The sequence below is a fragment of the Limnobacter sp. genome (assembly GCF_043511195.1).
In the GTDB taxonomy this organism is placed as follows: domain Bacteria; phylum Pseudomonadota; class Gammaproteobacteria; order Burkholderiales; family Burkholderiaceae_B; genus Limnobacter.
The window spans coordinates 3,284,677-3,305,567 of the sequence record NZ_CP121330.1; the positions used below are offsets into that span (position 1 = coordinate 3,284,677).

Sequence of the window (20,891 nt, forward strand, 5' to 3'; positions counted from 1 at the left end):
TTACAGGTGACTGTCGATGAAAGCGGCCAACTGGGATTTGGACAAGGCGCCTACTTTCGTGGCTACCACTGCACCATTCTTGAACAACATCAAGGTTGGAATGCCGCGAATGCCGTATTTGGCGGGTGTTTCTGAATTCTCGTCCACATTCAGCTTGGCGATTTGCAACTTGCCCTGGTATTCCGAAGACAGGTCATCAAGAATGGGCGCAATCATTTTGCAAGGACCACACCATTCAGCCCAGTAATCCACCAGCACGGGGCCGTCGGTACTCAAAACATCGCTGTCGAAAGATGCGTCACTGACGTGTTTGATCAGGTCACTGCTCATTTAAATCCTCAAGTGGGTAATTGCTTTGGGGGTGTTCACAAAGCGTGTCCGGGTGATTAAAGCACACGCGCAGACCATGAAAGTTCTTCATTTAAGAAAATGCTATTCTGAATGGTACAGCGAAATCGAACTGAAACACAAACCAAACACGCGTTTTGACCCAACACATCATTTCCATTGACCCTTTTCAAGCCACACCATTCAGGCTTGCATTCGATTGGCTGGCCCAATCGGAACTGGATGCCCAGCAAGTATTGTGGGTCATGCCCCGTATTGAAACGGTGGGCAGCTTTAAACGGTGTTGGGCGCAGCACCACGCCGGCCTTGCCGCACTGGGGCCCTGGGTGCAAACAGCAGACCGTTTAAGCCAGCCCGCTGCCATGGGCCCGTGGTTGGCCTTGCAGGCCGATTTGGTGGGGTATTGCGCGAATTGCCCTTGTTGGGCGGTGGTTCATCGCCCTCGCAGTTGTGGGGTTTGGCGCAGGAATACCTGGAGTTGGCCTTGCGACAGGTGTTGGTGCAAAAACGCAACACAAACGCGCTGGCCGAGTACGCAGAGCACAACACTTTTGCCTGGGAAGAGGCGCAAGTGGTGGCCACACTGGCCCTAACCTATCAAGCAGAATTGATGGATTTATTGCCCAAGCCGGCAGAGCCCATGGGCAGGCAGCCACTTCAAGTGGTGTGGTTCGACGACGGCGAGACCGTGCCGGGCCTTTGGCTTGAGTTGTTTTACCCAGGGGTGCCGGTGCAGGTGTTCAAATTGCCCGCCATTGAAGGTCCCCAACCCTGGCAAGCCTTGGGCGCCAGTCGCTTTGCTGAAAAACCCAACCCGGTGGTGTTACAAGTTGCGCCCGATGAAACCACGCAAGCTCAGCAAGCAGCCCATCAAATTCTGGAATGGTTGCGCGCCGACCCCACCACTGAAATAGCTGTGGCCGTGCTTGATCGATTGGCTGCGCGCCGCATGGTGGGTTTGTTGGCCGATGTTGGCGTGTTGGTGGACGACCCGCACGGGTTGGCGTTTGTCCACCTCGAACGTGGCAGGCTGGTTTGACCACCTGTTGCAGCAATTTGTTGAGCATGGGCAGTTAACGGCGGTTACCCAACCCTTTACCGGCCTGCCACTTGAGCATTTGGAACCCTGGGCTTTCGGCAAATCGGGTAGCCAATACACCTTGGCGCAGTGGGCTGCAGCTTTCGCAGCCTTGTTTGAAAAACACGGCCTTGACCTTGCATTGCAGCCCGATGAAGCAGGGCAGCAGTTGCTGACCGTGTTGGGCCTGATGCAACAGGTGCCTGCTGAAACCGAATTTGATGCGAAGGAGTTTTTGGCCGCCTGGCGCAGTTGGGCCGAATCGCAGCGTTTCCGCCCACTCGACATTGAAAGCCCGGTGCGCATGGTGCCGCTGCTGAGTACACGCATGCGGCCATTTCAGCGCGTGTTGGTGTTGGGCTGTGCGCAGTCGCATTTTCAGGAAAGTCCGCCTGGTTTGTTGCCACCCGCCGTGGCACAGGAACTGGGTTTTCCAGGGCCACGCCTGGCCCGCATTCAAAAAATTTCCGCGCTTTATGAACTGCTTTTGCACAGCAGCGAAGTGACCCTGTTGCACAGTGCACAGGTGGCTGGCAAACCTGAAATGTTGTTGCCCGAATTGACTTGGCTTGACATTGTGTTGCGCGATTGCGCCAGTGTTGAACAACACTGGTCGAGCAGCTGGCACCGCACACCTGCCAACCTTGAAATTGAAGTGCAAAGACAACCGGAACAGGCCCTGCAAATTACGGCCTTGGGCAATGCGGGATCACTGCCCGATTCAATCCGCGTAACCGCATTGGACGATTGGGCCGCTTGTCGCCTGCGTTTTGGTTTAAAGCATGCGCTGCCTTGGCCGCAGCAACGCGAAGAGGCTGCCATGCGCTATGAACAATTGCGCGGTATTTTTGTGCACAAAGTGTTGGAAAAAACGGCGCAAACACATAGTGTTGCCAGGGCAGCCAGTGAACCAGTTGCAGGCCTGGAAGCAAACTTTGCTGGATCAGGCCCGCTTGGTCTGGAACAACCTTGAGTTGGCGCAGCAGGCCACTGTTTATCCCTTCCTGAAATTTTTTGATCAAATTGTTCCGCGCCTTGCCGGCAAGTTGATGGAACGTCAAATTCAGGGCTGGCAATTCAAGGGGGCCGAGCAGAAGGTAGAGCACAAGCTGGTTCTTCAACCAGGTGGCGCGTCGCTTGCGTTGAAAGGTCGAGTCGACAGGCTCGACATGCGGGGTGATTCACTGGCCATTTCCGACATCAAATTCACCAACCCTGCCGTGTTGAAAAAACGGTTGGCAGATCCCTTGAGCCAGCCGCAATTGCCCGCCTACCAAGCCATGTTGAATAAGCCGGGCGCGCAACTCGATTTTTTGGGATTGCACAAAGACAAGGTGGATTGGGTCAGTTTTCCGCCATTGAGCGATGAATACCGAGAGCAAGGTTTTGAATCCTGGGGCGATGTGCTGCTCAGTGAACTTTCACAGGAATTGAATTCATTTTTTGAAGGCCAGGCAGTGTGGCAGGCCAACCCTGGCGATGCCTGTGAATATTGCGCAGTGCGCAGCGTGTGCCGGCCGGAAACACACCCTGCATTCAATGGTGGCGATGCGGGCGAGGAGGGTGAAGATGAGTAATTTCACCGCCACTGCCTGTAACCCCGCCAACAGTGTTGTGGTTGAAGCCTGTGCGGGCAGTGGCAAAACCTGGTTACTCACCGCGCGCCTGTTTCGCTTGTTGCTCGAGGGTGCGCGGCCAGATCAGATTCTGGCAATTACCTTTACCCGCAAAGCTGCACAGGAAATGCAAGAGCGCCTGTTTGACTTGTTGCGTGAATGCGCCTTGTTCAGTGACGACAAACTGAGCGCCTTGTTGATTGAACGCGGTGCACCCGCAACTGAAGCCAACCTGAAAAAAGCGCGTGCGCTGGCAGGCGAAGTGCTGACCAACTCCCGCGGTGTCACCATAGACACCTTTCATGGCTGGTTTGCATCGCTGTGCCAAATGGCGCCGCTGGCCAGCGGTTTTTCACGGCAAAGCGAGCCCACAGATCAAACCCTGTTCTGGATGGACCAGGCCATTGATGTGTTCACCGTCAACTTGCTGAACCAACAATCGGATTTGCTTCCCGCCTTCGATACCTTGGTCTCGCAAATGGACCGCGCCGTGGTGCGTCAGGTGCTGCAACATGCGTTGACCAATCGCGTGGCCTGCAGCCTTTGGTTGCACAACAATGTTGCGCCACCCTTGAATACCGTGTTTGGAATCGATGAGGGTGACGATTGGCCACTGCAGGTTTTGAAAAACCAGCATTACCTTGCGCAATGGAACACCGCCGCCCGCTGGCTGGCTTTGGGCACAGCCAAGCAGCAGGGCAATGCTGTGGAAATAGAAAAGGCGCTGACTGAATTGCGGGAAGGTGGCGACGCTGCCAGCGCATTTGAGCAGTTGAAAGCGGTGTGTTTGACCGCAAAAAATGAGCCCAGCAAAGCGTTCAGCAAACCCACAGCCGGGCAGTTGAAAGCCGGCGTGGTTGACACCGAATATGTGCAAACGCTGGAGGATTTGGCGCTGCAAACCGTGCAGGCCTTGCAGCTGGAAAAAGACCAGCTCGACATGCAGGCCACAGCCGCATTGGCGCAATTGATCGAGCCGCTTTTTGAAACCTACAAGTTGATCAAGCTGGAACAGGGCTTGTGTGATTTCGATGACCTTGAAGCCACCGCATTGGCCATGTTGATGAATGATGAGCAGCGTGCCTACATGCAACAAAAACTGGACACGCGCGTTCGTCATTTGTTGGTGGACGAGTTTCAAGACACCAATCCCGTGCAGTGGAATATTCTGAAGCTGTGGTTGCAAGATTACAGTGGCGATGACAAACCCAGTGTGTTTTTTGTGGGCGACCCCAAGCAATCGATTTACCGCTTTCGCCGTGCAGAGGCGCGTTTGTTCAACCACGCTCGCACTTGGCTGGTTGAAAACTTTGCAGCCAAAACACTCGAGTCGGATACCACGCGGCGTTGCGCGCAGGCGGTGGTTGACGTGGTTAATACTGTGTTTGAGCCGGGGCAAACCCGTGGCCAAACAGCCTTTCGTACCCATGCTAGTTTGGCTGGGGCAAGTGATTCGTCGCTAAGTGGTTTGAACATTTACCCCAAATTGCTGAAAGAAGACGGCGGCCCCGATGAAGCGAAGCGTGTGGTGCAAACCCTGCAGCAATGGCTGGACAATGGCAGCATCAACAATTTAAGTGAGGTGATGGTGCTGGTGCGCGCCCACAAAAGTGGTGTGCCCCTGATGGCTGCTTTGCGTGAAGCGGGTCTGGCTTACACCATCAAAGACAAGGGTGAGCGTTACACCTCGCAAGTGTGGCTGGACACGATTGCGCTATTGGGATTTTTGAATGATCCACATGTCAATTTGCATGTGTTGGAATTGCTGCGTTGTCCGCTGATCGGGCTTTCTTCAGCCCAGTTTCAGGCATTGATTCAGGCGGGAAAAACCACGCAAGCCAACACTGTTTGGGCCACGCTTGAAACCCTGGCCCAGCAAAACGAGCAACCATGGGTGACCCTGCATGCGCAACTGTCAAATTGGTTGAACATGGCGCGTGCCTTGCCCTTGTTCGAAACCTTGTCAAAGGTGGTGGCCGATACACACGCTTCAGAAAAGTACTTGAATTCGGCTTCGCCCCGACAGCGGGTCATGATGGCCGAGCATTGGGATTGGCTGAAAGCCTGGGCGCTGGGTTTGAACAAAGGGCGTTTTCCGAGTGTGCAGCAGGCATTTGATGAGGCTGTAAAACTGCGGAACTATGCCAGTTCAGACAGCGAAGGCGCAGCGAACAACCCCGATGTACTGCGCATCATGACTGTGCATTCTGCCAAAGGTTTGGAGGCAGATCATGTGTGGTTGTTCGACGCGAATTCCTCGCCCAGGCCGGGCGGCAGCAATGCGGGTTTGCTCATTGATTGGGCTTTGGGTGAATCTCATCCCAACTCGGTCACTGTGATGGGCAATTTGAGCAGCCCCAGCCCCGGCAGGGCCGCTGCGCAAGCCATAGAACAACAGGCCTATGCCGATGAAGAAGACCATTTGTTGTACGTGGCACTAACGCGCGCGCGGTTCTCCATTCACTTAAGTGGCAGCGACAAGCGCGGTGCCACCAAGGGGTGGTATGAGCGCCTGCTGCCTTTTGCCACGCGCGTGCACGACACCTGGCCGCAGCCGAAGTCGCCCGCGCATGGTCCTGCTCAAATTGAACTAACTGGTTTGTTCGATCCACCTGCAACGTGGGTTCGCCCGCAGTTTCCGGTGCTGAAGGCCCTGAGTACGCCGGTGGGCAAGGTGGTGCCACGCCTTACAACGCCCGAGTTACGCAAGGGCACCGCTTGGCACGCAGCGCTGGAGTGGGTCGATGAGCTGGCTGTTGTGGAGTTCGGCGACTGGTGGGCAAAGGTGCAAGTGCGTTGCGAGGCGGTGTTCAAACCCTTGCAGCACGATGAAGTGCAGGATGTGCAACAGGCTTGCCGCCAGTTGGTGAACAAAGCTGATCTGCAGTCGTGGTTACATGCTGCGGGTGCCAGCAACAACCGCGTGTTCAATGAACTGGAATGGGTGCTGGGCGATGGGCGCGCTTTGCGGGCCGACCGGGTGCTTGAGTTGCCCGATCGATTTCTGGTTCTGGATTACAAATGGGCGGTCAACCCCGGCAATTTGCCGGGCTACACCCAACAAGTGCTTGAATACGTGGGTTTAGTTGATCAAACCCTGAACAAGGGTGCCAAGCCAGCCCCCACACAAGCTGCACTGATTGACCGGCACGGCGAAGTTCACTGGCTGACTTCGGTGTAGAATTCAGTTTGGCGGGCCTCCCCGCATGGCGTAGCGGCCAACTTGGTCAGGTCCGGAAGGAAGCAGCCACAACCGTGAAGTCAGTGCCGGGGTTCTGGCTCGCCTCTTACTTTGTTGGACCCAACTCTTGGACCCAATCTGAATGAATCAAACAGTTTCCCAGGCTTTGGCTCGAAAATGGCGACCGCGAGACTTTGATTCGCTGGTGGGTCAAGCCCATGTGGTCAAAGCGCTTTCCCATGCGCTAGACAATCAACGCCTGCATCACGCTTATTTGTTCACCGGCACCCGCGGGGTGGGTAAGACCACCATCGCCCGAATTCTGGCGCGTGCCGTGAACTGCGAACAAGGCATCAGCCGTACGCCTTGTGGCAAATGCCAGGCCTGCGTTGAAATCAGCCAGGGGCGCTTTGTCGATTTGCTGGAAGTGGATGCGGCCACCAACACGCGCGTGGATGAAATGCGTGCACTGCTGGAAAACGCCATGTATGCACCCACTGCGGGCCGCTACAAGGTGTATGTCATTGACGAGGTGCACATGCTGTCCACCAGCGCCTTCAATGCCATGCTGAAAACGCTCGAAGAACCGCCGGGCCATGTGCTGTTTATTTTGGCCACCACCGATCCGCAAAAAATCCCGGCCACCGTGTTGTCGCGTTGCCTGCAGTTCGCTTTGCGCCAATTGCCGCCTGATCAGTTGGCCGACCACCTGGCGCACATTCTGACCGAAGAACAAATTGCCTTTGAGCCTGGTGCCTTGCGCCTGTTGGCCAAAGCCGCCCGTGGCAGTGTGCGCGATGCACTTTCGCTGACTGACCAGGCCATTGCCTACAGCGCAGGCCATGTGGGTGAAGAAACCGTGCGAACCATGCTGGGCGCAGTGGACCAGCAAGTGGTGCACCAGTTGCTGCAAGCCCTGGCACAGGGCGATGGCAAAGCCCTGCTGGAATTGAGCAATGCCTTGGCCACCGCGAGTGCGCCGTTTGGTGCCATTCTGGATGAACTGGCTGCCATTGCCTATCGCCTTTCAGTGGCGCATTTTGCGGGTGGGCTCGATGCAGACGACCCCGACCAAGCAGCCCTGCAAAACCTGCAAGGTGCTTTCGGTGCAGAAGACCTGCAATTGATTTACCAAATTGCCACCCACGCCCGCGCTGAATTGCATTTGGCCCCCGAGGAAGCAATTGGTTTTTCCATGGCCTTGGTGCGCATGCTGGCTTTCAAGCCGGGTGGGCAAGTGGCCGTGGCGGGCAGTGCAGCCCCAGCGTCGGCAAAAGCGTTCGCACCGGTAGCACCCAAAGCGAGTGTGCCTGTTCAGCCGGTCAAGGCTGAAGTGCCGCAAGCTGTTCCGTTGGCCACTCGGCCAGCACCGCCGCCTGCACCCACGCCTTCGTTGCCTGATAATTTTGATGAGTCACCGCCTTGGGACACTGCCGATGATTTGCCGGTGGCCCAGGCGAAGCCAGCCGCACCAGCGCCAACGCTGCCAGCTGTGCATGCACAATCGGCCAGTGGTGATTTGCCCAGTGCGGCCAACTGGCCACAAGTTTCTCAGGAAGTGCCAGCTAAGGGCTTGACCCGCCAAGCGCTGGTGCAGGCCGAGCTGGTCGAAGCCAATCGCGACGGCGATGTGCTGCAAATTGTGTTGCGCACCGCCATCAAGGCATACACTGAACCAAGCATGGTGACCCGGCTTGAAGCTGCGCTTGGTCAGTACTATGGCAGCACCGTGCGTTTACAAATGCAGTTCGGCGAAGCGCAGCAAACTGCGCATGCGGTGCAAAGTGAAACCCGCAGGCAGGCCCTGGAAGGCGCGAAACAGGCTTTGCAGGAAGATCCGTTTTTGAAAGACATACAGAACTTGATGGGCGCAACGGTGGTCTCAGGTTCAGAACGCACGCTGAGCAACACAGGCCCAGCCGATATTTGACAGGAGAGAATTCAATATGAACATGATGAAAGGCCAACTGGCCGGCTTGATGAAACAAGCCCAGCAAATGCAGGAAAAAATGGCCAAGATGCAGGCCGAGATTGGTGCTTTGGAAGTGGAAGGCCAATCCGGTGGTGGCATGGTGAAAGTGGTGATGACCTGCAAGCACGATTGCAAGCGCATTACCATTGACCCCTCGCTGTTGGGCGAAGACAAAGACATGCTGGAAGACCTGGTGGCCGCCGCGTTTAACGACGCCGTGCGCAAAGCCGAAGCAACCATGACTGAGAAAATGTCTTCAGTCACGGCGGGCTTCCCCATGCCTCCTGGCTTCAAAATGCCATTTTAATTATCACCCATGAGCCGTTCCGCGTGTGACGCCTTCGATGGCCTCGACCCCTTGGTTGATCTGGTGCAGGCGCTTAAGCGCTTGCCCGGTGTGGGGCCAAAGTCGGCGCAACGCCTGGCTTTTCATTTGTTGCAAAACGATCGCCAGGCCGCCACGGCTTTGGGTGAATCGTTGTTGAAGGCGGTGGCGGAAATTCGCCACTGCAGCATGTGCAACAACTTTTGCCATGCTGATGTGTGCAGTATTTGCAGCGACACGCGCCGCAACCCCGGCTTGCTGTGCGTGGTTGAAACACCTGCCGATTTGGCAGCCATTGAGGCCACTCAAACTTACCGTGGTTACTACTACGTGCTCATGGGGCGCGCTTCGCCGCTCGATGGTGTGCGCCCTGAGTCGCTGGATTGGCCCAAGCTGAGCCAGCGCCTGGACGACAGCGAAGTGAAAGAAGTGATTTTGGCCACCAACTTCACCAACGAAGGCGAGGCCACGGCTGTATTTCTCACCGATCGCATTCGCCGCATGGCATTGAAGGTGAGCCGCCTTGCCCGTGGCGTGCCCATTGGGGGCGAACTTGAATACACCGACCCCAGCACTGTGGCACGGGCCCTGTTGGACCGCCGCCAGTTGGGCACTGACTCCGACTGACGCTGATCTCCATGACCGACCAACACAGCAATTCTGAAACTGCACAAAACGGCCCGTTGACTGGTATTCGTGTGCTTGAATTGGGGTCCTTGATTGCAGGCCCTTTTGCCAGCAGAATGCTCGGCGAGTTTGGCGCGGAAGTCATCAAGGTTGAAACGCCCGGAAGTGGGGACCCCATACGCAAATGGCGTGTTCTCCACGAGGGCAATTCATTGTGGTGGGCTGTTCAGGCCCGCAACAAAAAATCAATTACGCTGAATTTAAAAGCCGAAGAAGGGCTTGCTGTGTTGCGCAAGTTGATTGAAAGTGCCGACATGCTGGTGGAGAATTTTCGCCCCGGTCAACTTGAAAAATGGGGCTTAAGCCCTGAGCAACTTCAGGCCATGAATCCTGCCCTGATTGTGGTGCGCCTAAGTGGCTATGGGCAAACAGGCCCCTACAAAGATCGCCCGGGTTTTGGTGCCATTGCGGAATCGATTGGGGGCATGCGTTTTTTGAGTGGAGACACCGACCGCCCGCCTGTGCGTGTGGGTATTTCAATTGGCGATTCCCTGGCAGGTTTGCATGCGGTCATTGGTGCCTTGATGGCTTTGCAGCACCGCCACAAAACAGGCAAGGGCCAAGTGGTGGATGTGGCTTTGTATGAGTCAGTGTTCAACATGATGGAAAGCCTGTTGCCGGAATACGATTTCGCGGGCGTGGTGCGCAAACGTTCGGGTGCCAGCTTGCCGGGCATTGTGCCTTCGAACACGTACACCTGTGGTTGCGGTGGTTTTATTGTGATTGGCGGCAATGGCGATGCCATTTTCAAGCGCTTGATGCTGGCCATGGGCCGAAGCGATTTTGCTGAAAACCCAGACATGGCCAGCAACGATGGCCGGGTGCGCCACACCGAGTTAATCGACGACACAATTGCACAATGGTGCAAGGAACGCAGCATTGACGAGGCACTGGATGTACTCGAAAAAGCCGATGTGCCTGCCAGCAAAATTTACAGCATCGAAGACATTGTGCATGATCCGCAATTTGCGGCACGCGGCATGATCGAAGAACATGCCTTTGGCGAGGACCGTACCCTGAAGGTGCCCGGCATTGTGCCCAAGCTCAGCGCCACGCCGGGGCAAACCCGTTGGCTTGGGCCCAAGCTTGGGGAGCACAATGCGCAGGTGTTGGCTGACCTTGGGTATTCAGCTGAAGACATTCAGCGGATGGTGGATGACGGCGTTATTTAAGTAGCAACTCATCCAGCGTCATTGAATCTTTCACAAATGCACGAATGCCTTCGGCCAGTTTTTCTGTACCCATGGCGTCGGCATTCAGTTCAAAGCGAAATGCGGTTTCACCGTTCGGGAAGGTTTCCCGTGCTTGGGCAAGTGCCCATTCGGTGTTCAAGTCCACTTTCAATGCCACTTCATCGGCTTTCAACTCGGCCAGCAGTTCGGGGCTGATGGTCAGCAGGTCGCAACCCGCCAGTGCCTTGATTTGCCCCGCGTTGCGAAAGCTTGCGCCCATCACTTCGGTGCGAATTCCATTTTGCTTGTAATAGGCGTATATGCGGCGCACCGATTGCACACCCGGGTCGTTCACCCCCGCATTGGCCGCTTCGTCCCAGGTGTTGCCTGCGGACTTTTTGTACCAGTCGTAAATTCGGCCCACAAACGGTGAAATCAGTTGGACACCGGCTTGCGCACAGGCGTGAGCTTGAATGGGTGAAAACAGCAAAGTCAGGTTGCAGTGAATGCCTTCGGCTTCCAGTGCTTTTGCTGCCTGAATGCCTTCCCACGTGGATGCAATCTTGATCAACACCCGTTTTTCGGTGTCAATGCCTTCCGTTTTGTAAAGCGACACAATTCGCTTGGCGCGGGAAATGGTGGCCTCGGTGTCGAAGCTGAGCCGCGCATCCACTTCAGTGGAAACCCGGCCTGGAATGATTTTCAGGATTTCAGTGCCGAAAGCCACCAACAGCCGGTCGGTTTGTAGTTCCAAAGGCTCATGGCCATATTTGATCTTGATTTGTTCCAGCAAAGGCATGTACTGCGGTTTTTGTACTGCCTTTAAAATCAATGAGGGGTTGGTGGTGGCGTCTTGGGGCAAAAAGGCTGCAATGGCCTGAAAATCGCCTGTGTCAGCCACTACGGTGGTGACTTGTTTCAGTTGTTCTAATGCGTTGCTCATGTCTTGATGGTAGTGAAAATTCAACGAAGTACGATTCAGTATAGGCGTTTAAGGCGTTTGTTTGATGAATGAAATAGTATCCTTTGGGTAGGAATTAAAAAAAACACAACAAACAATGAGTACCCGCCATGTATTCTGAACAAGAACTTGAACAACAGCCCTTGATTGATTCTGATCAATGGGGACGTCTTGAAAATGAACTGGGGCTTGAAATGCTGCAGGAATTTTCTCAAGAGTTTTTTGAAGAAACCCGTGAGATCTGGTTCGTACCAGGTTTTGATCCCTTTGCGATGGAAGAAAAAGCTTTCAAGTCCATGGCACATCGAAGTGCTGGTGCTGCCGGCACCATTGGATTTAAAAAACTCAGATTTGTATTTCTCTGCATGGAACACAACCCGCTGGGCGAAGAAACCCAGCGCTATTTGTCAGCCATGAGTACCATTTTTCAATCAACCCAAGATTGGGTTCAAAGCAAGTAATAAATGATGCAATATTCTTCCGCACGGCCTTGGGCCAGCCTTGGTCTGTTTATCAGCTTGGGCGCGTTAGCTGCCGCACTGTTCTTTCAAATCAGCAAGGAATGGTTTCCCTGTCCGCTGTGCATTATTCAGCGTTATGCCTATCTTGCAACCGCATTGGGCTTCTTGGGTATCGGCTTGAGCAGTCGTCAAAGCGTGTGGTCCAAGGTATTTGTGGTGTTGACGTTGCTCGGCTTTTTAGCAGGTGCAGGTGTGGCTTTTTACCATGTGTGGGTGTTGTCCAATCCGGCTCAAACCTGCGGGGTGGATCCACTTCAAAACACTTTGAATGCCTTGCCTTGGGTGCAGTACTGGCCCGATATGTTTATTGCAGATGGGTTGTGCACCGAGGCATATCCGCCCCTGTGGGGCTTGTCGCTGCCCATGTGGAGCGGTCTCGGTTTTCTGGCGCAGGGACTTGTGTTGCTGGTTACAGTCCGGAATCGTCAATACGTTAAAGGCTCATGGTGACCGGGTTGGCCAAGGTGACCCAAGTGTCCGTACCTTGGCAGGCCTGTTGTTTTCTCTCAAGGGTTTCCATATAGCCTAGCAAAGTGCCCAAAGCGTCCATGGCATTCGGGTTTTTGCTTTGCCTGATGGCATGCAAAATTACGGCCAGTGCGTCATCCAAGTTGGTATCACTGCCCTGTAAGGGGCCAGCCATTTGAAGCTCAACGGTTTCCGGAAAGCGAAAATCGTGTTTGGGTGTGGCTTGCAGTTGTATGGTTTGCATGATGATGAACCTGGATCTGACTTGATCCAAGAATCTCACTTTTGTGTTTCGCCCCACTTTCCGAATAAACCACTTTTTTTGACCCAGTTCAGCAGATCCCCGAAGTGGACTCCACCGATTGGGCGATCATTTTTTTGGCAGCTCACACGTTATGAATAAGACAAATAGGAGTCTGCCCCATGTTGATCAATATTTCAGATGCCCAGGTGGTGCAACCTTTGTTGCAACGAAAGTCTTTGTCGCCCGAGCATTTGTATTTGTATTCCGGCAAACGCTACAACCCTGCCACACGCGTGGCGGGTGAAAGCCTGGTGGCGCTGGAAACTGAACTGACCCAATCCACCTTGCTGTATCTTCAGGCACAGGATTTGTTTGAGGAGCTGGATTGTTGCTACAAGGTGCTGTCCAAGGCCCTGGTGGACGAAGAGCCTGAAACCTTTGTGGTCGTGATGGACGAACTTGCCGAGCGGTTCAAGCACATTGCCATTCATCATTTCGACCTGGCCTATGCTTACCTGGCTTGGCACACAGCCGACGATTACCCGGTGATGCACCACATGCTGGTGGCCTTGACTCTGTTTCGGGTGGGTTTGTGCAGTAACCGGTTTTCAGGCGGTGAGCTTACCTCGCATTTGAAAGCCGCGTTGACCATGAACATCAGCATGTTGACCTTGCAAGCTCGCTTGCGGGCGCAAACCGAGCCCTTGTCGCGCGATCAGCGCGAGACCATTCGCAAACACCCGGAGCAAAGTGCGAACAAGCTGAAATTGCTGGGTGTGAAGGATGAAATCTGGATTGAGTCGGTGCGCATGCACCATGAACTGCCGGATGGTTCGGGTTATCCAAACCAGATACCCAACAACAATGTGGGGTCGGTGTTGTTGAGTGTTTGCGATTCATTTAATGCCAGAATGGCCCAGCGCGACTACCGCAACAATTTCACGGCTGAACAGGCTGTGAAAGACTTGTTTGCTCATGCGGACCATTTGTACAGCTGCTTTACAGCCATCATTCTCGAGGAGTTGGGTATTTACCCGGCGGGTAGTTTGGTGCAATTGACCGGTAGCCAAATTGGTTGCAGCCTGATTCGGGGTGAAACCGCAATTAGCCCTGTGGTTTTGGTGTTTCGAAATTTACCTTCGCCAGGTCCCAGTGCCGCTTTGGTCGACACTTCTGCGGACGGAAACAAAGTGCGCAATGCTCTGCCCAGGCGTGACTTGGGCAAGCTGCCGGGTTTGCTGGAGTTGTTGTCGAAGGTGGTTTAGTTCGATCCGTGTTCGGGCAATTGCAGGCTGGCCACAGTTTGATTGCCCACGCGGTTCAAATTCAGGGTGATGTGATGGCGAGAAGCAATGCGTTCAGCGGTGGCCAGGCCAATGCCTTCGCCGTCGAATTCATCGTTGCCGTGCATGCGGTGAAATAGCTGAAATTTCTGGGCACCGTGTGTGTCTGAGAAGCCCACACCGTTGTCGATAATTTCAAGATTATTGGCGCTGCTTTGTCGGATGATGATTTTTGGCGACTCCACAGGTCTGGAGAATTTCACTGCATTGTCGATCAGCTCTTTGAAGGCTTTCATCATCATGGGTTTGTCAAAACGCCACTTGCCGTGAACCTGAATTTCAATCGGCACAGGCGAGAAGTCAAAGTGCTCATTCACCACCTGCATCAGGGTGTCGTTCAAATCGTGCAGTTGGATATTCAATGGGCAAACACCCAAGCGCAGGTATTCAATCAGGGCATCGAGCAGCACGCCCATGCGTTTGCCATTGCGGCGAATTTCCTCCAGTGATTTGCTGGCTTCGGGGGGGGCATTTTCACCCAGGTCATCGGCCAGAAAAAAGGAATAGGCGTCTATGGCGCGCAGTGGTGCCCGGAAGTCGTGCGCAATGGTGCCAGACAACCAGTTGAGTTGGCTGAGCAAGTCATTGTTCTCTTTGATTTGTCGCTGGGTTTCGATGTCGACACTTTGATTCAGCTGGCTGAGCGCCTCCTTCAGACTGTCTATTTCCGACAGTTGGGCAGTCATTGTTTGTTTGTGTGAGTCTTGGTTTTTCTCGATCTGCTGAAGTGCCAAAGCCTGTTGGCGCTTCAGTTCGCTACGTAGCTTGCTCGACAAGGTTTCCAGTGCAACTTGCTTGGTTCGCAAATCGTCAAGCTCAAGCTGTTGGCTTTTTGCCTGCTCGGGCGTCAACAGCCGTTGGCCAGTGACGAAAGACAGCAGTTTGAGCAGCAGGCGCAGCACTTGAAAATTTAATTGGTTTTGATGGTTGAAACTTGCGACACGGGTGCTTTCTGATCTTTCGCGCCAATGGAGTCGGTGTAAGCACGATACGCTTTACCTGCTGATTCAGCGCTGTAAGCTTCGACTTCGCCCCGATTGATGCCTTCGGCTTGTTCTTTTAGCCAAGTGCGCGTGCTCAAGCCGGTTTCCGCATCGGTGGTGCCTGAAATGGATAAGGTACCTTGAGAGTTGCTGGCTGTGTCTTGCGCACTAACGAGCAGGGGGGCTGCACCTAAGAGTGCAGCCAATATCCAGGGCGTGGTCGAGTTCATTGTGGGTTTCCTTTGGCGTCCAAACGCCTTTTGATGGAATTGGCTTGTGACATCACTTGGTTGCGTGTGTTGTCTGACCACTGCAGCCGGTCGGCGATGTCCATGGCCATGTTGAAATCGTCAAACACCAAACCCCAAAGGGCAAGGTTGGCCATGATCTTTGCATCACCGCTGGCCAGTTGGTTGGCTTTCATCAGCGTGTTGTAGGCGGGTTCTTTTTGCCCTTCCAACAGGTACACCAAACCAAGGTCCGAGTAAGCATTGATGTTCAATGGATCCACCTGAATCGATTTTTCCAGGCGAATCACGGCTGTTTTCAGGTCGCCGCGTTCAATGGCCACTTTGCCCAATCCGTACCAGACTGGTCCGCTTTTTTGCTGGCCTTGTCCGCTGAGCAGCGATTTGTACACCAGCTCTGCCTGGTCCAACTGACTGGTCTTGCGCAGCGAATCGGCGCGCAATTGTTTGCTCTGCCTGTCTGATCCCCATTTCTGGTCGTAAGCATCCAGATGAGCCAAGGCTGCGTAGGCATTGTCTTGCTCAATCATGGTTTGAACGAGTTTCAGGTGCAGGTTTTTCTCGCGTTCGGCACGGGCTTTTCTGGTTTGCTCGTCTTCACGGTCAAGTTCTTTGCGCTCGGCTTCAATTAGCGCGTCTTGAGTAGGGCTGGTAGCGCCAATGTTGGGCGAACTGGGTGTTATTGCCGGTTCCGATGCAGGTGCATTGGGTGCCTGTTGCGGAGTTGCACAGGCGGCCAGAATGAATGGCAGTGCCAACATGGCCAGTTGCCGGTTTAAATGCCCCAAAATTAGACGACTGCTCAACACGCTTTAACCCCCGACCCGTTCAAATGCACGAATAATGGAGATGATACCCGGGCCGCCAGTCATGATCAGAAGTGCTGGCAGCATGGTAATCACCATGACACCCGTCAGTTTAACAGTCAGCTTGCCCATTGTTTCTTTGGCATTGGCTCTTTCTTTTTCCACGAGTCGGTCTGAGAACTGTTTCAGAGGTTCCTGAACAGCGCCGCCAAACTTCTCGATTTGCTCCAAGACCTGCACAAATGATTTGAATTCGTCGCTGGAGTACATGTTGCTCATTCGCTTGAGCATGACAATCCATGGCACCCCCGACTTGACTTGAGCCCGGGATCTACGCAACATGCGGCCGGTAATGGGTACCAGGTCATACAGTTGCGAGGTCATGACTTCGATGGACTGGTCCACGCTCAGGCCGACACCCTGCAACAAACGCATCACATCGACCACGGCCACCAATTCACGTTCAAAAGCGGCTTCCCGACCCTCGCCCACGGTTTTCAGGTACCACTTGGGGGCCATGAAACCAATGCCCGTGACCGCCACCACCTGAATCATCGCAATGGGCCCGAAACCTGCATCCCAGTTCAGGAAAAGCCCGATGGCCAAACCAAGGAGTCCAAGTGCGATTCGGATCAATACAAACCGGCTAAGGTCCTCTTCACGTCCAAAGCCAGCCCGTCCCAGAAGTTTTTTGTCTTCATCTTCTACAAAGTAGGTAAATGCCTTGGTTTTGCTGAATTGCTGGCCAATTCTTTCGATTCTTCCGGTCAGCACACTGGTGGGCACCTGGTTGCGCACTGCAGCGGAGCTTTGAACCCTGCGACGAAGTTCGGTGTACTCATCAATTCGGGCCAGCGCTTTTTCTTTGCGGTTGCTTTGGCTCAACAGGCTCCAGGCCAGGCCGATAAACCCCAGCCCCAACAGGAAAATGCCAATCGCCAAAAATGTGTTCATGTCCATGGTGGCGCCCTTAAATGCTTTTGACCATGCGATAAATAATCGCTGCGCCTGCAATTTGCAGCAGTCCCGCGACGAACAGCAACATGCGGCCTGTATCGTCGTTCCACATGGTGCCCAGGTAAGCAGGGTTCAGCGTCAGAATAATACCGGCCAGTGCGGGTGTCAGGCAGCACATGAATACTGCCGACATGCGAGCCTCGGAGGACATGGCCAACATTTCCTGATGATGTTGTTCACGGTCGCGCAGGTACTGCGCCAAACGGCCCAGCAAAATATCGCTTTTGCCACCGTAGTTCAGTGCCAGCGCAACAACGGATGCAATCAGCTTGAATTCCGTCAGGCCATACACGCGCGACAGTCGGTGCATGGCTTGGTCCAGTTCCAGGCCGGCATATTGCATTTGAACAGCCAGCCCCAACGCTTCCTTCAGGGGTTGTTCGGCGTTTTCCAGTGCGGTGTTGAATGACACAGTCAGGCTGTAACCCACCGCGCTCACACGCACCACGCCATCCAGAAAGTTGGGCAATTGACTCAGCATTTGCAGCCTGCGTTTGCGCTGACGATACAACACATAAGCGGCAATGCCCAGAATGGCGAGAATGAGTGCACCGACGGCACTTGCGGCGCCCCGGAAAACGAAAGCAGCCAGCGCCGGTATCAGTGTGATCATGGCCACACGAATGCCCAATGCGCGGTCGATCGACAGGCCCGCTGAAATCAGGCTGTCGGTGATCCATTGTGGAATGTATTTTTTGCGAAGCGGATCTTTTTCCAGCGCCAATGGGTCTCTGGATTTGCTCAACGCGACATCAAGTCGACTTTCCGCCAGTTTGCGGTTTTGTTCTTCAGCACCCCGGCCCAGCAACAGCAGGGCCAGAGAGATGAATACCAAGGCAGCGGCGATCAGTCCGAATGTCATGTCAGGCGAATATGCGAGATTTTCGGGTTTTTGGGATAAGGCACCACAGGGACCCAGTTGTCCAGTTCCTGACCGTCCGGGCCCAGTCGGCTTTCATGGCGATACAGGTCTTGCAGCAAAATATTGTCGTCCACAATGCCAGCCACTTCCGTGATGCTGTAAATGCGGCGTTTGCCAGACGGCAGCCGCACGATTTGTACAATCAGGTCCAGTGCCGATGCAATTTGTCGGCGCAAACTCATTTCATTGCCGGTGAAGCCCGCAAAGCCAGACAGCATTTCAAGGCGGTGCAGGCAATCGCGTGGCGTCGAGGCGTGAATGGTGCCCATGGAACCATCGTGACCAGTACTCATGGCTTGCAGCATGTCGAGAACCTCGGCACCGCGTACCTCGCCCACCACAACCCGGTCCGGGCGCATGCGCAAGCTGTTTTTTACCAGGTCGCGAATCGAAATTGCACCCGCGCCCTCATGGCCACCGGGGCGGCTTTCAAGGCGAACCACATGGTGGTGGTTCAATTGCAATTCTGCGGTGTCTTCAATGGTGATCAGGCGCTCGCCGGGTGGAATAAACTCGGCCAGCACGTTCAGCATGGAGGTTTTGCCGGTGGATGTCGCACCACTGACCACCAGGTTGCAACGTTTGCGAACGGCCTCTTGCATAAGCTCGTACACACGGGCATCAAAGGTGCCCAAACCCATCAGGTCGTCTGCACGCAGCGGGATGCTTCTGAATTTACGAATGGAAACCACCACGCCATCGCGGGCCAGTGGAGAAATAATCACGTTGATCCGGCTGCCATCGGGCAGGCGGGCATCGACCATGGGGCTGGATTCATCAAGCCGGCGGCCCAGTGGTGCCAGAATGCGGCGAACAATGCGAAGTAGGTGGGCATTGTCGACAAAGCGGGCCTGTACGCGTTCCATGCGACCCATTTTGGACACATACACGTCTTTAAAGCCATTGATCATGACGTCTTCAACGTTGGGATCGGCCAGCAGGTCTTCAAGTGGGCCAAAGCCTGCAATTTCCTTGTACAGCGAGTCGGCCACGAAGGTGACTTCGGAGTCGTTCAGTGGAATCTGCTTGCCATAAATCAGACTTTGCACTTCACCTTGAATGAATTTTTCAAGGGCGCTGTTGTCCATTTTGGCGAAAGTAGCGCCTTTCTTCTCGATGATGGCCAGAATGTGTTCATGGGCCATTTCTTTCACATCGGCCAACACCGCAGAGTCCATGTCGCTGACTTTGGCGGTGGCAAACTGCAAGTCCTCGGCTGAATTGGCTGCATTGGATGCAGCGCCTTCAATGTGTTCAGGCTCCGAGGGCTTGGGGGCGGCGCTTCCTGGCCGAAAATGATGTCACTCATTTGTTGAACCATTTCTTGAATGTGCCTGCAAGGCCGCCCTGTCCGTCAAGGTGTTTGCGGTTGGCATTCACTCTGTCGAGCAGTTGTGCGACTGCTTTGGCATACGGGTCTTTCGAATCGGCTGCGGACAATACCTGGCCGCCGTTGACGGCATTGATCAGGGGTGCGCGCCGGTCTGGCAGGGTGTGTACCGTTTCAATGTTCAGTTTCTTGGCGATCGATTCTGCGTCCAGCGCAACGTCTTTGTGATAAGGCGTGACTACCAGGTCAAATGTCTGGGTTGCAATGCCTTTGTCGTTCAGACCTTTGATCAGCTCAGCGGCGGTCACAATACCGGGTACAGACTGAGGTGTCAGCACCATGGTGGAATCAGCGCTTCGCAGCAGGCTGGCCACAAATTCAATGTTCGAGAAGCCGCACAAATCAATCACGATATTCTCGAAAAAGGATTTGATCAGGTTCAGGAATTTCAATGCATCAGACGCGGAAATGTCACGCAAGTCGGCCAGGTTTCTGGGCAGTGAAAGTATGGCCACGCCGGTGGCATTGTTGCGGCGAAACGCGGTTTTTGCCAAGGTGGCATCGAAGCGTTTCAAGTTGCGCACACATTCCACAAAGTCCATCGCGCCCTGTTTGTCTTCGGCTGGCAAATGCACCAAGCCATCGCCCAAGGGCAAACCAAAGTCCAGCAGCAAAGTGCTGTCTTTGTTTTGTTTGGCCAGCTGCACAGCCAGGTTGACTGCCAATGTGGTGGAACCCACACCCTGGCGACCACCCAATACAACCAAGGCATAGCCTTTTCGCTCATTGCTTTGTTTGGGTGCTTTTTCAACAACGCCGGTCAGAATTTTTGTGACTTCTCCTGCACTGGAATCCAGGCTGAGAAAGTCTTTTACGCCAGAACGCAGGGCATTGACCACGTCTTCAGTCGAGTCTTTCGAGCCCATGGCCACAACAGGCAGGTCGGGTGCAAGTTCTCGAAGTTCCTTGACGATCAGGCTGGCGTCCAGGCCGACCTGTGGCGAGTAATCCACCACCGCCATGCTGGGTGATACCAGGCCTACGCGTTTGGTAATTTCGCTGAAAGTGCCAGATTCGCGCACCAGCATAAAACGATCGCCCACTGCGTCTGACAACCAAAGCCAATTGGAGTCAGACCCACTGATGAACAATATTCGGGGCATGCTTTGTTGCATCGCAGATTCCCTTTAATTGTTGGTGAAGCCAGGAACTGGCTCTGTTGCGGCGGGCAGGAAGAGTTGGCTCCACACGCTGCGTGGGCGCATGCCAACGTTTTGACCCGGAAGGGCCAAGGCGGGCGCGTCTGCTGCACGGGGTTTTACAAATCGTGGCGTAACGATGATAAGTAGTTCTTTGTCTTCCCGGCTGTAGGTGTTGCCTTTGAAGAAGGCGCCCAAAATCGGAATTTCAGACAACCAGGGTACCCGGTTGGCATTGGCAATAATGTTTCGGCTGATCAAGCCACCGATCACAAAGCTTTGGTTTTCACCCAGTTCAACGGTGGTACTTGCACGGCGAGTCAAGATGGCGGGAACCAGCACACCTTGAATGGACGTGCCACGAGAAAAGTCGAGATCGCTGACTTCAGGCGATACTTTCAAGGCAATGGTTTTGTTCGACAAAATGGTGGGTGTGAAACTTAAACCGACACCAAACTTTTTGTACTCAA

General features: G+C 54.3%; 21 protein-coding genes, 1 other RNA gene and 1 pseudogene. 12 read left to right on the top strand and 11 right to left on the bottom strand.

Annotated elements, in window-relative coordinates; all coding sequences use genetic code 11:
- Window positions 1-330 (bottom strand): thioredoxin TrxA, encoded by a 330-nt coding sequence (gene trxA / locus P0D43_RS15590; protein ID WP_159571900.1) that lies wholly within the window; start codon window positions 328-330, stop codon window positions 1-3.
- A gap of 298 nt (window positions 331-628) precedes the next feature.
- Here trxA and P0D43_RS15595 point away from each other — a divergent pair, with 298 nt between their 5' ends.
- The 9 genes from P0D43_RS15595 to P0D43_RS15635 all read left to right on the top strand — a co-directional run bounded on the left by P0D43_RS15595 (window position 629) and on the right by P0D43_RS15635 (window position 10,379).
- Window positions 629-1,387 (top strand): hypothetical protein, encoded by a 759-nt coding sequence (locus P0D43_RS15595; protein ID WP_394672912.1) that lies wholly within the window; start codon window positions 629-631, stop codon window positions 1,385-1,387.
- Window positions 1,356-2,399 carry a hypothetical protein gene (locus tag P0D43_RS15600; protein ID WP_394672913.1) on the top strand — a complete coding sequence of 348 codons (1,044 nt, stop codon included), beginning with the start codon at window positions 1,356-1,358 and terminating at the stop codon, window positions 2,397-2,399. The genes P0D43_RS15595 and P0D43_RS15600 overlap by 32 nt, the downstream gene beginning before the upstream one ends.
- The gene (locus tag P0D43_RS15605; RefSeq protein ID WP_394672914.1) at window positions 2,332-3,003 is read left to right on the top strand and encodes a RecB family exonuclease; all 672 of its coding nucleotides are present in this window, start codon (window positions 2,332-2,334) and stop codon (window positions 3,001-3,003) included. Before P0D43_RS15600 ends, P0D43_RS15605 begins: the two co-directional genes overlap by 68 nt.
- The gene (locus P0D43_RS15610) at window positions 2,996-6,223 is read left to right on the top strand and encodes a UvrD-helicase domain-containing protein (protein WP_394672915.1); all 3,228 of its coding nucleotides are present in this window, start codon (window positions 2,996-2,998) and stop codon (window positions 6,221-6,223) included. Before P0D43_RS15605 ends, P0D43_RS15610 begins: the two co-directional genes overlap by 8 nt.
- A gap of 10 nt (window positions 6,224-6,233) precedes the next feature.
- An RNA gene (gene ffs, locus P0D43_RS15615) (signal recognition particle sRNA small type) lies at window positions 6,234-6,330 on the top strand.
- A 35-nt stretch (window positions 6,331-6,365) separates the two neighbouring features.
- A complete protein-coding gene (gene dnaX / locus P0D43_RS15620) occupies window positions 6,366-8,153 on the top strand; it encodes a DNA polymerase III subunit gamma/tau (protein WP_394672916.1) in 1,788 nt (595 codons plus the stop codon).
- Window positions 8,154-8,175: 22 nt separating this feature from the next.
- A complete protein-coding gene (locus P0D43_RS15625; RefSeq protein WP_040512993.1) occupies window positions 8,176-8,502 on the top strand; it encodes a YbaB/EbfC family nucleoid-associated protein in 327 nt (108 codons plus the stop codon).
- A gap of 9 nt (window positions 8,503-8,511) precedes the next feature.
- Window positions 8,512-9,147 carry a recombination mediator RecR gene (gene recR, locus P0D43_RS15630; protein ID WP_394672917.1) on the top strand — a complete coding sequence of 212 codons (636 nt, stop codon included), beginning with the start codon at window positions 8,512-8,514 and terminating at the stop codon, window positions 9,145-9,147.
- An 11-nt stretch (window positions 9,148-9,158) separates the two neighbouring features.
- The gene (locus tag P0D43_RS15635; protein ID WP_159571915.1) at window positions 9,159-10,379 is read left to right on the top strand and encodes a CaiB/BaiF CoA-transferase family protein; all 1,221 of its coding nucleotides are present in this window, start codon (window positions 9,159-9,161) and stop codon (window positions 10,377-10,379) included.
- Here the strand turns inward: P0D43_RS15635 and tal are convergent.
- A complete protein-coding gene (gene tal / locus P0D43_RS15640) occupies window positions 10,372-11,322 on the bottom strand; it encodes a transaldolase (protein ID WP_394672906.1) in 951 nt (316 codons plus the stop codon). The genes P0D43_RS15635 and tal overlap by 8 nt on opposite strands.
- A gap of 128 nt (window positions 11,323-11,450) precedes the next feature.
- On the opposite strand from tal, the gene P0D43_RS15645 reads away from it, so the two are divergent.
- Window positions 11,451-11,801 (top strand): hypothetical protein, encoded by a 351-nt coding sequence (locus tag P0D43_RS15645; RefSeq protein ID WP_341236765.1) that lies wholly within the window; start codon window positions 11,451-11,453, stop codon window positions 11,799-11,801.
- A gap of 3 nt (window positions 11,802-11,804) precedes the next feature.
- Window positions 11,805-12,311, top strand: a complete 507-nt coding sequence (locus P0D43_RS15650) for a disulfide bond formation protein B (RefSeq protein ID WP_341236766.1) — start codon at window positions 11,805-11,807, stop codon at window positions 12,309-12,311.
- Here the strand turns inward: P0D43_RS15650 and P0D43_RS15655 are convergent.
- Complete coding sequence (locus tag P0D43_RS15655) at window positions 12,295-12,573, bottom strand: hypothetical protein (protein WP_394672918.1); 279 nt, start codon at window positions 12,571-12,573, stop codon at window positions 12,295-12,297. The two genes, P0D43_RS15650 and P0D43_RS15655, sit on opposite strands and share 17 nt — an antisense overlap.
- A gap of 179 nt (window positions 12,574-12,752) precedes the next feature.
- Between P0D43_RS15655 and P0D43_RS15660 the strand changes: the two genes are divergently transcribed.
- Window positions 12,753-13,838, top strand: coding sequence for an HD-GYP domain-containing protein (locus P0D43_RS15660; RefSeq protein ID WP_159571930.1), 1,086 nt, complete (start codon window positions 12,753-12,755; stop codon window positions 13,836-13,838).
- Here P0D43_RS15660 and P0D43_RS15665 read toward each other — a convergent pair.
- From P0D43_RS15665 to P0D43_RS15700, 8 genes and pseudogenes are all read right to left on the bottom strand, one after another.
- Complete coding sequence (locus tag P0D43_RS15665) at window positions 13,835-14,818, bottom strand: ATP-binding protein (RefSeq protein WP_341236768.1); 984 nt, start codon at window positions 14,816-14,818, stop codon at window positions 13,835-13,837. The genes P0D43_RS15660 and P0D43_RS15665 overlap by 4 nt on opposite strands.
- 8 nt (window positions 14,819-14,826) lie before the next feature.
- A complete protein-coding gene (locus P0D43_RS15670) occupies window positions 14,827-15,129 on the bottom strand; it encodes a hypothetical protein (RefSeq protein WP_159571936.1) in 303 nt (100 codons plus the stop codon).
- A complete protein-coding gene (locus P0D43_RS15675; protein ID WP_341236770.1) occupies window positions 15,126-15,953 on the bottom strand; it encodes a hypothetical protein in 828 nt (275 codons plus the stop codon). The genes P0D43_RS15670 and P0D43_RS15675 overlap by 4 nt, the downstream gene beginning before the upstream one ends.
- A 6-nt stretch (window positions 15,954-15,959) precedes the next feature.
- A complete protein-coding gene (locus tag P0D43_RS15680; protein ID WP_341236771.1) occupies window positions 15,960-16,913 on the bottom strand; it encodes a type II secretion system F family protein in 954 nt (317 codons plus the stop codon).
- A 10-nt stretch (window positions 16,914-16,923) separates the two neighbouring features.
- Entirely contained in the window at window positions 16,924-17,832 is a 909-nt protein-coding gene (locus P0D43_RS15685; protein ID WP_341236772.1) for a type II secretion system F family protein, read from the bottom strand.
- Window positions 17,829-19,070, bottom strand: a complete 1,242-nt coding sequence (locus tag P0D43_RS15690; RefSeq protein ID WP_236550905.1) for a CpaF family protein — start codon at window positions 19,068-19,070, stop codon at window positions 17,829-17,831. The genes P0D43_RS15685 and P0D43_RS15690 overlap by 4 nt, the downstream gene beginning before the upstream one ends.
- Before the next feature lie 127 nt (window positions 19,071-19,197).
- On the bottom strand, window positions 19,198-20,385 hold the full coding sequence (locus tag P0D43_RS15695; protein ID WP_159571951.1) for a hypothetical protein: 1,188 nt from the start codon (window positions 20,383-20,385) through the stop codon (window positions 19,198-19,200).
- A gap of 24 nt (window positions 20,386-20,409) precedes the next feature.
- Window positions 20,410-20,891, bottom strand: a pseudogene (locus P0D43_RS15700) (type II and III secretion system protein family protein); the annotation flags it as partial.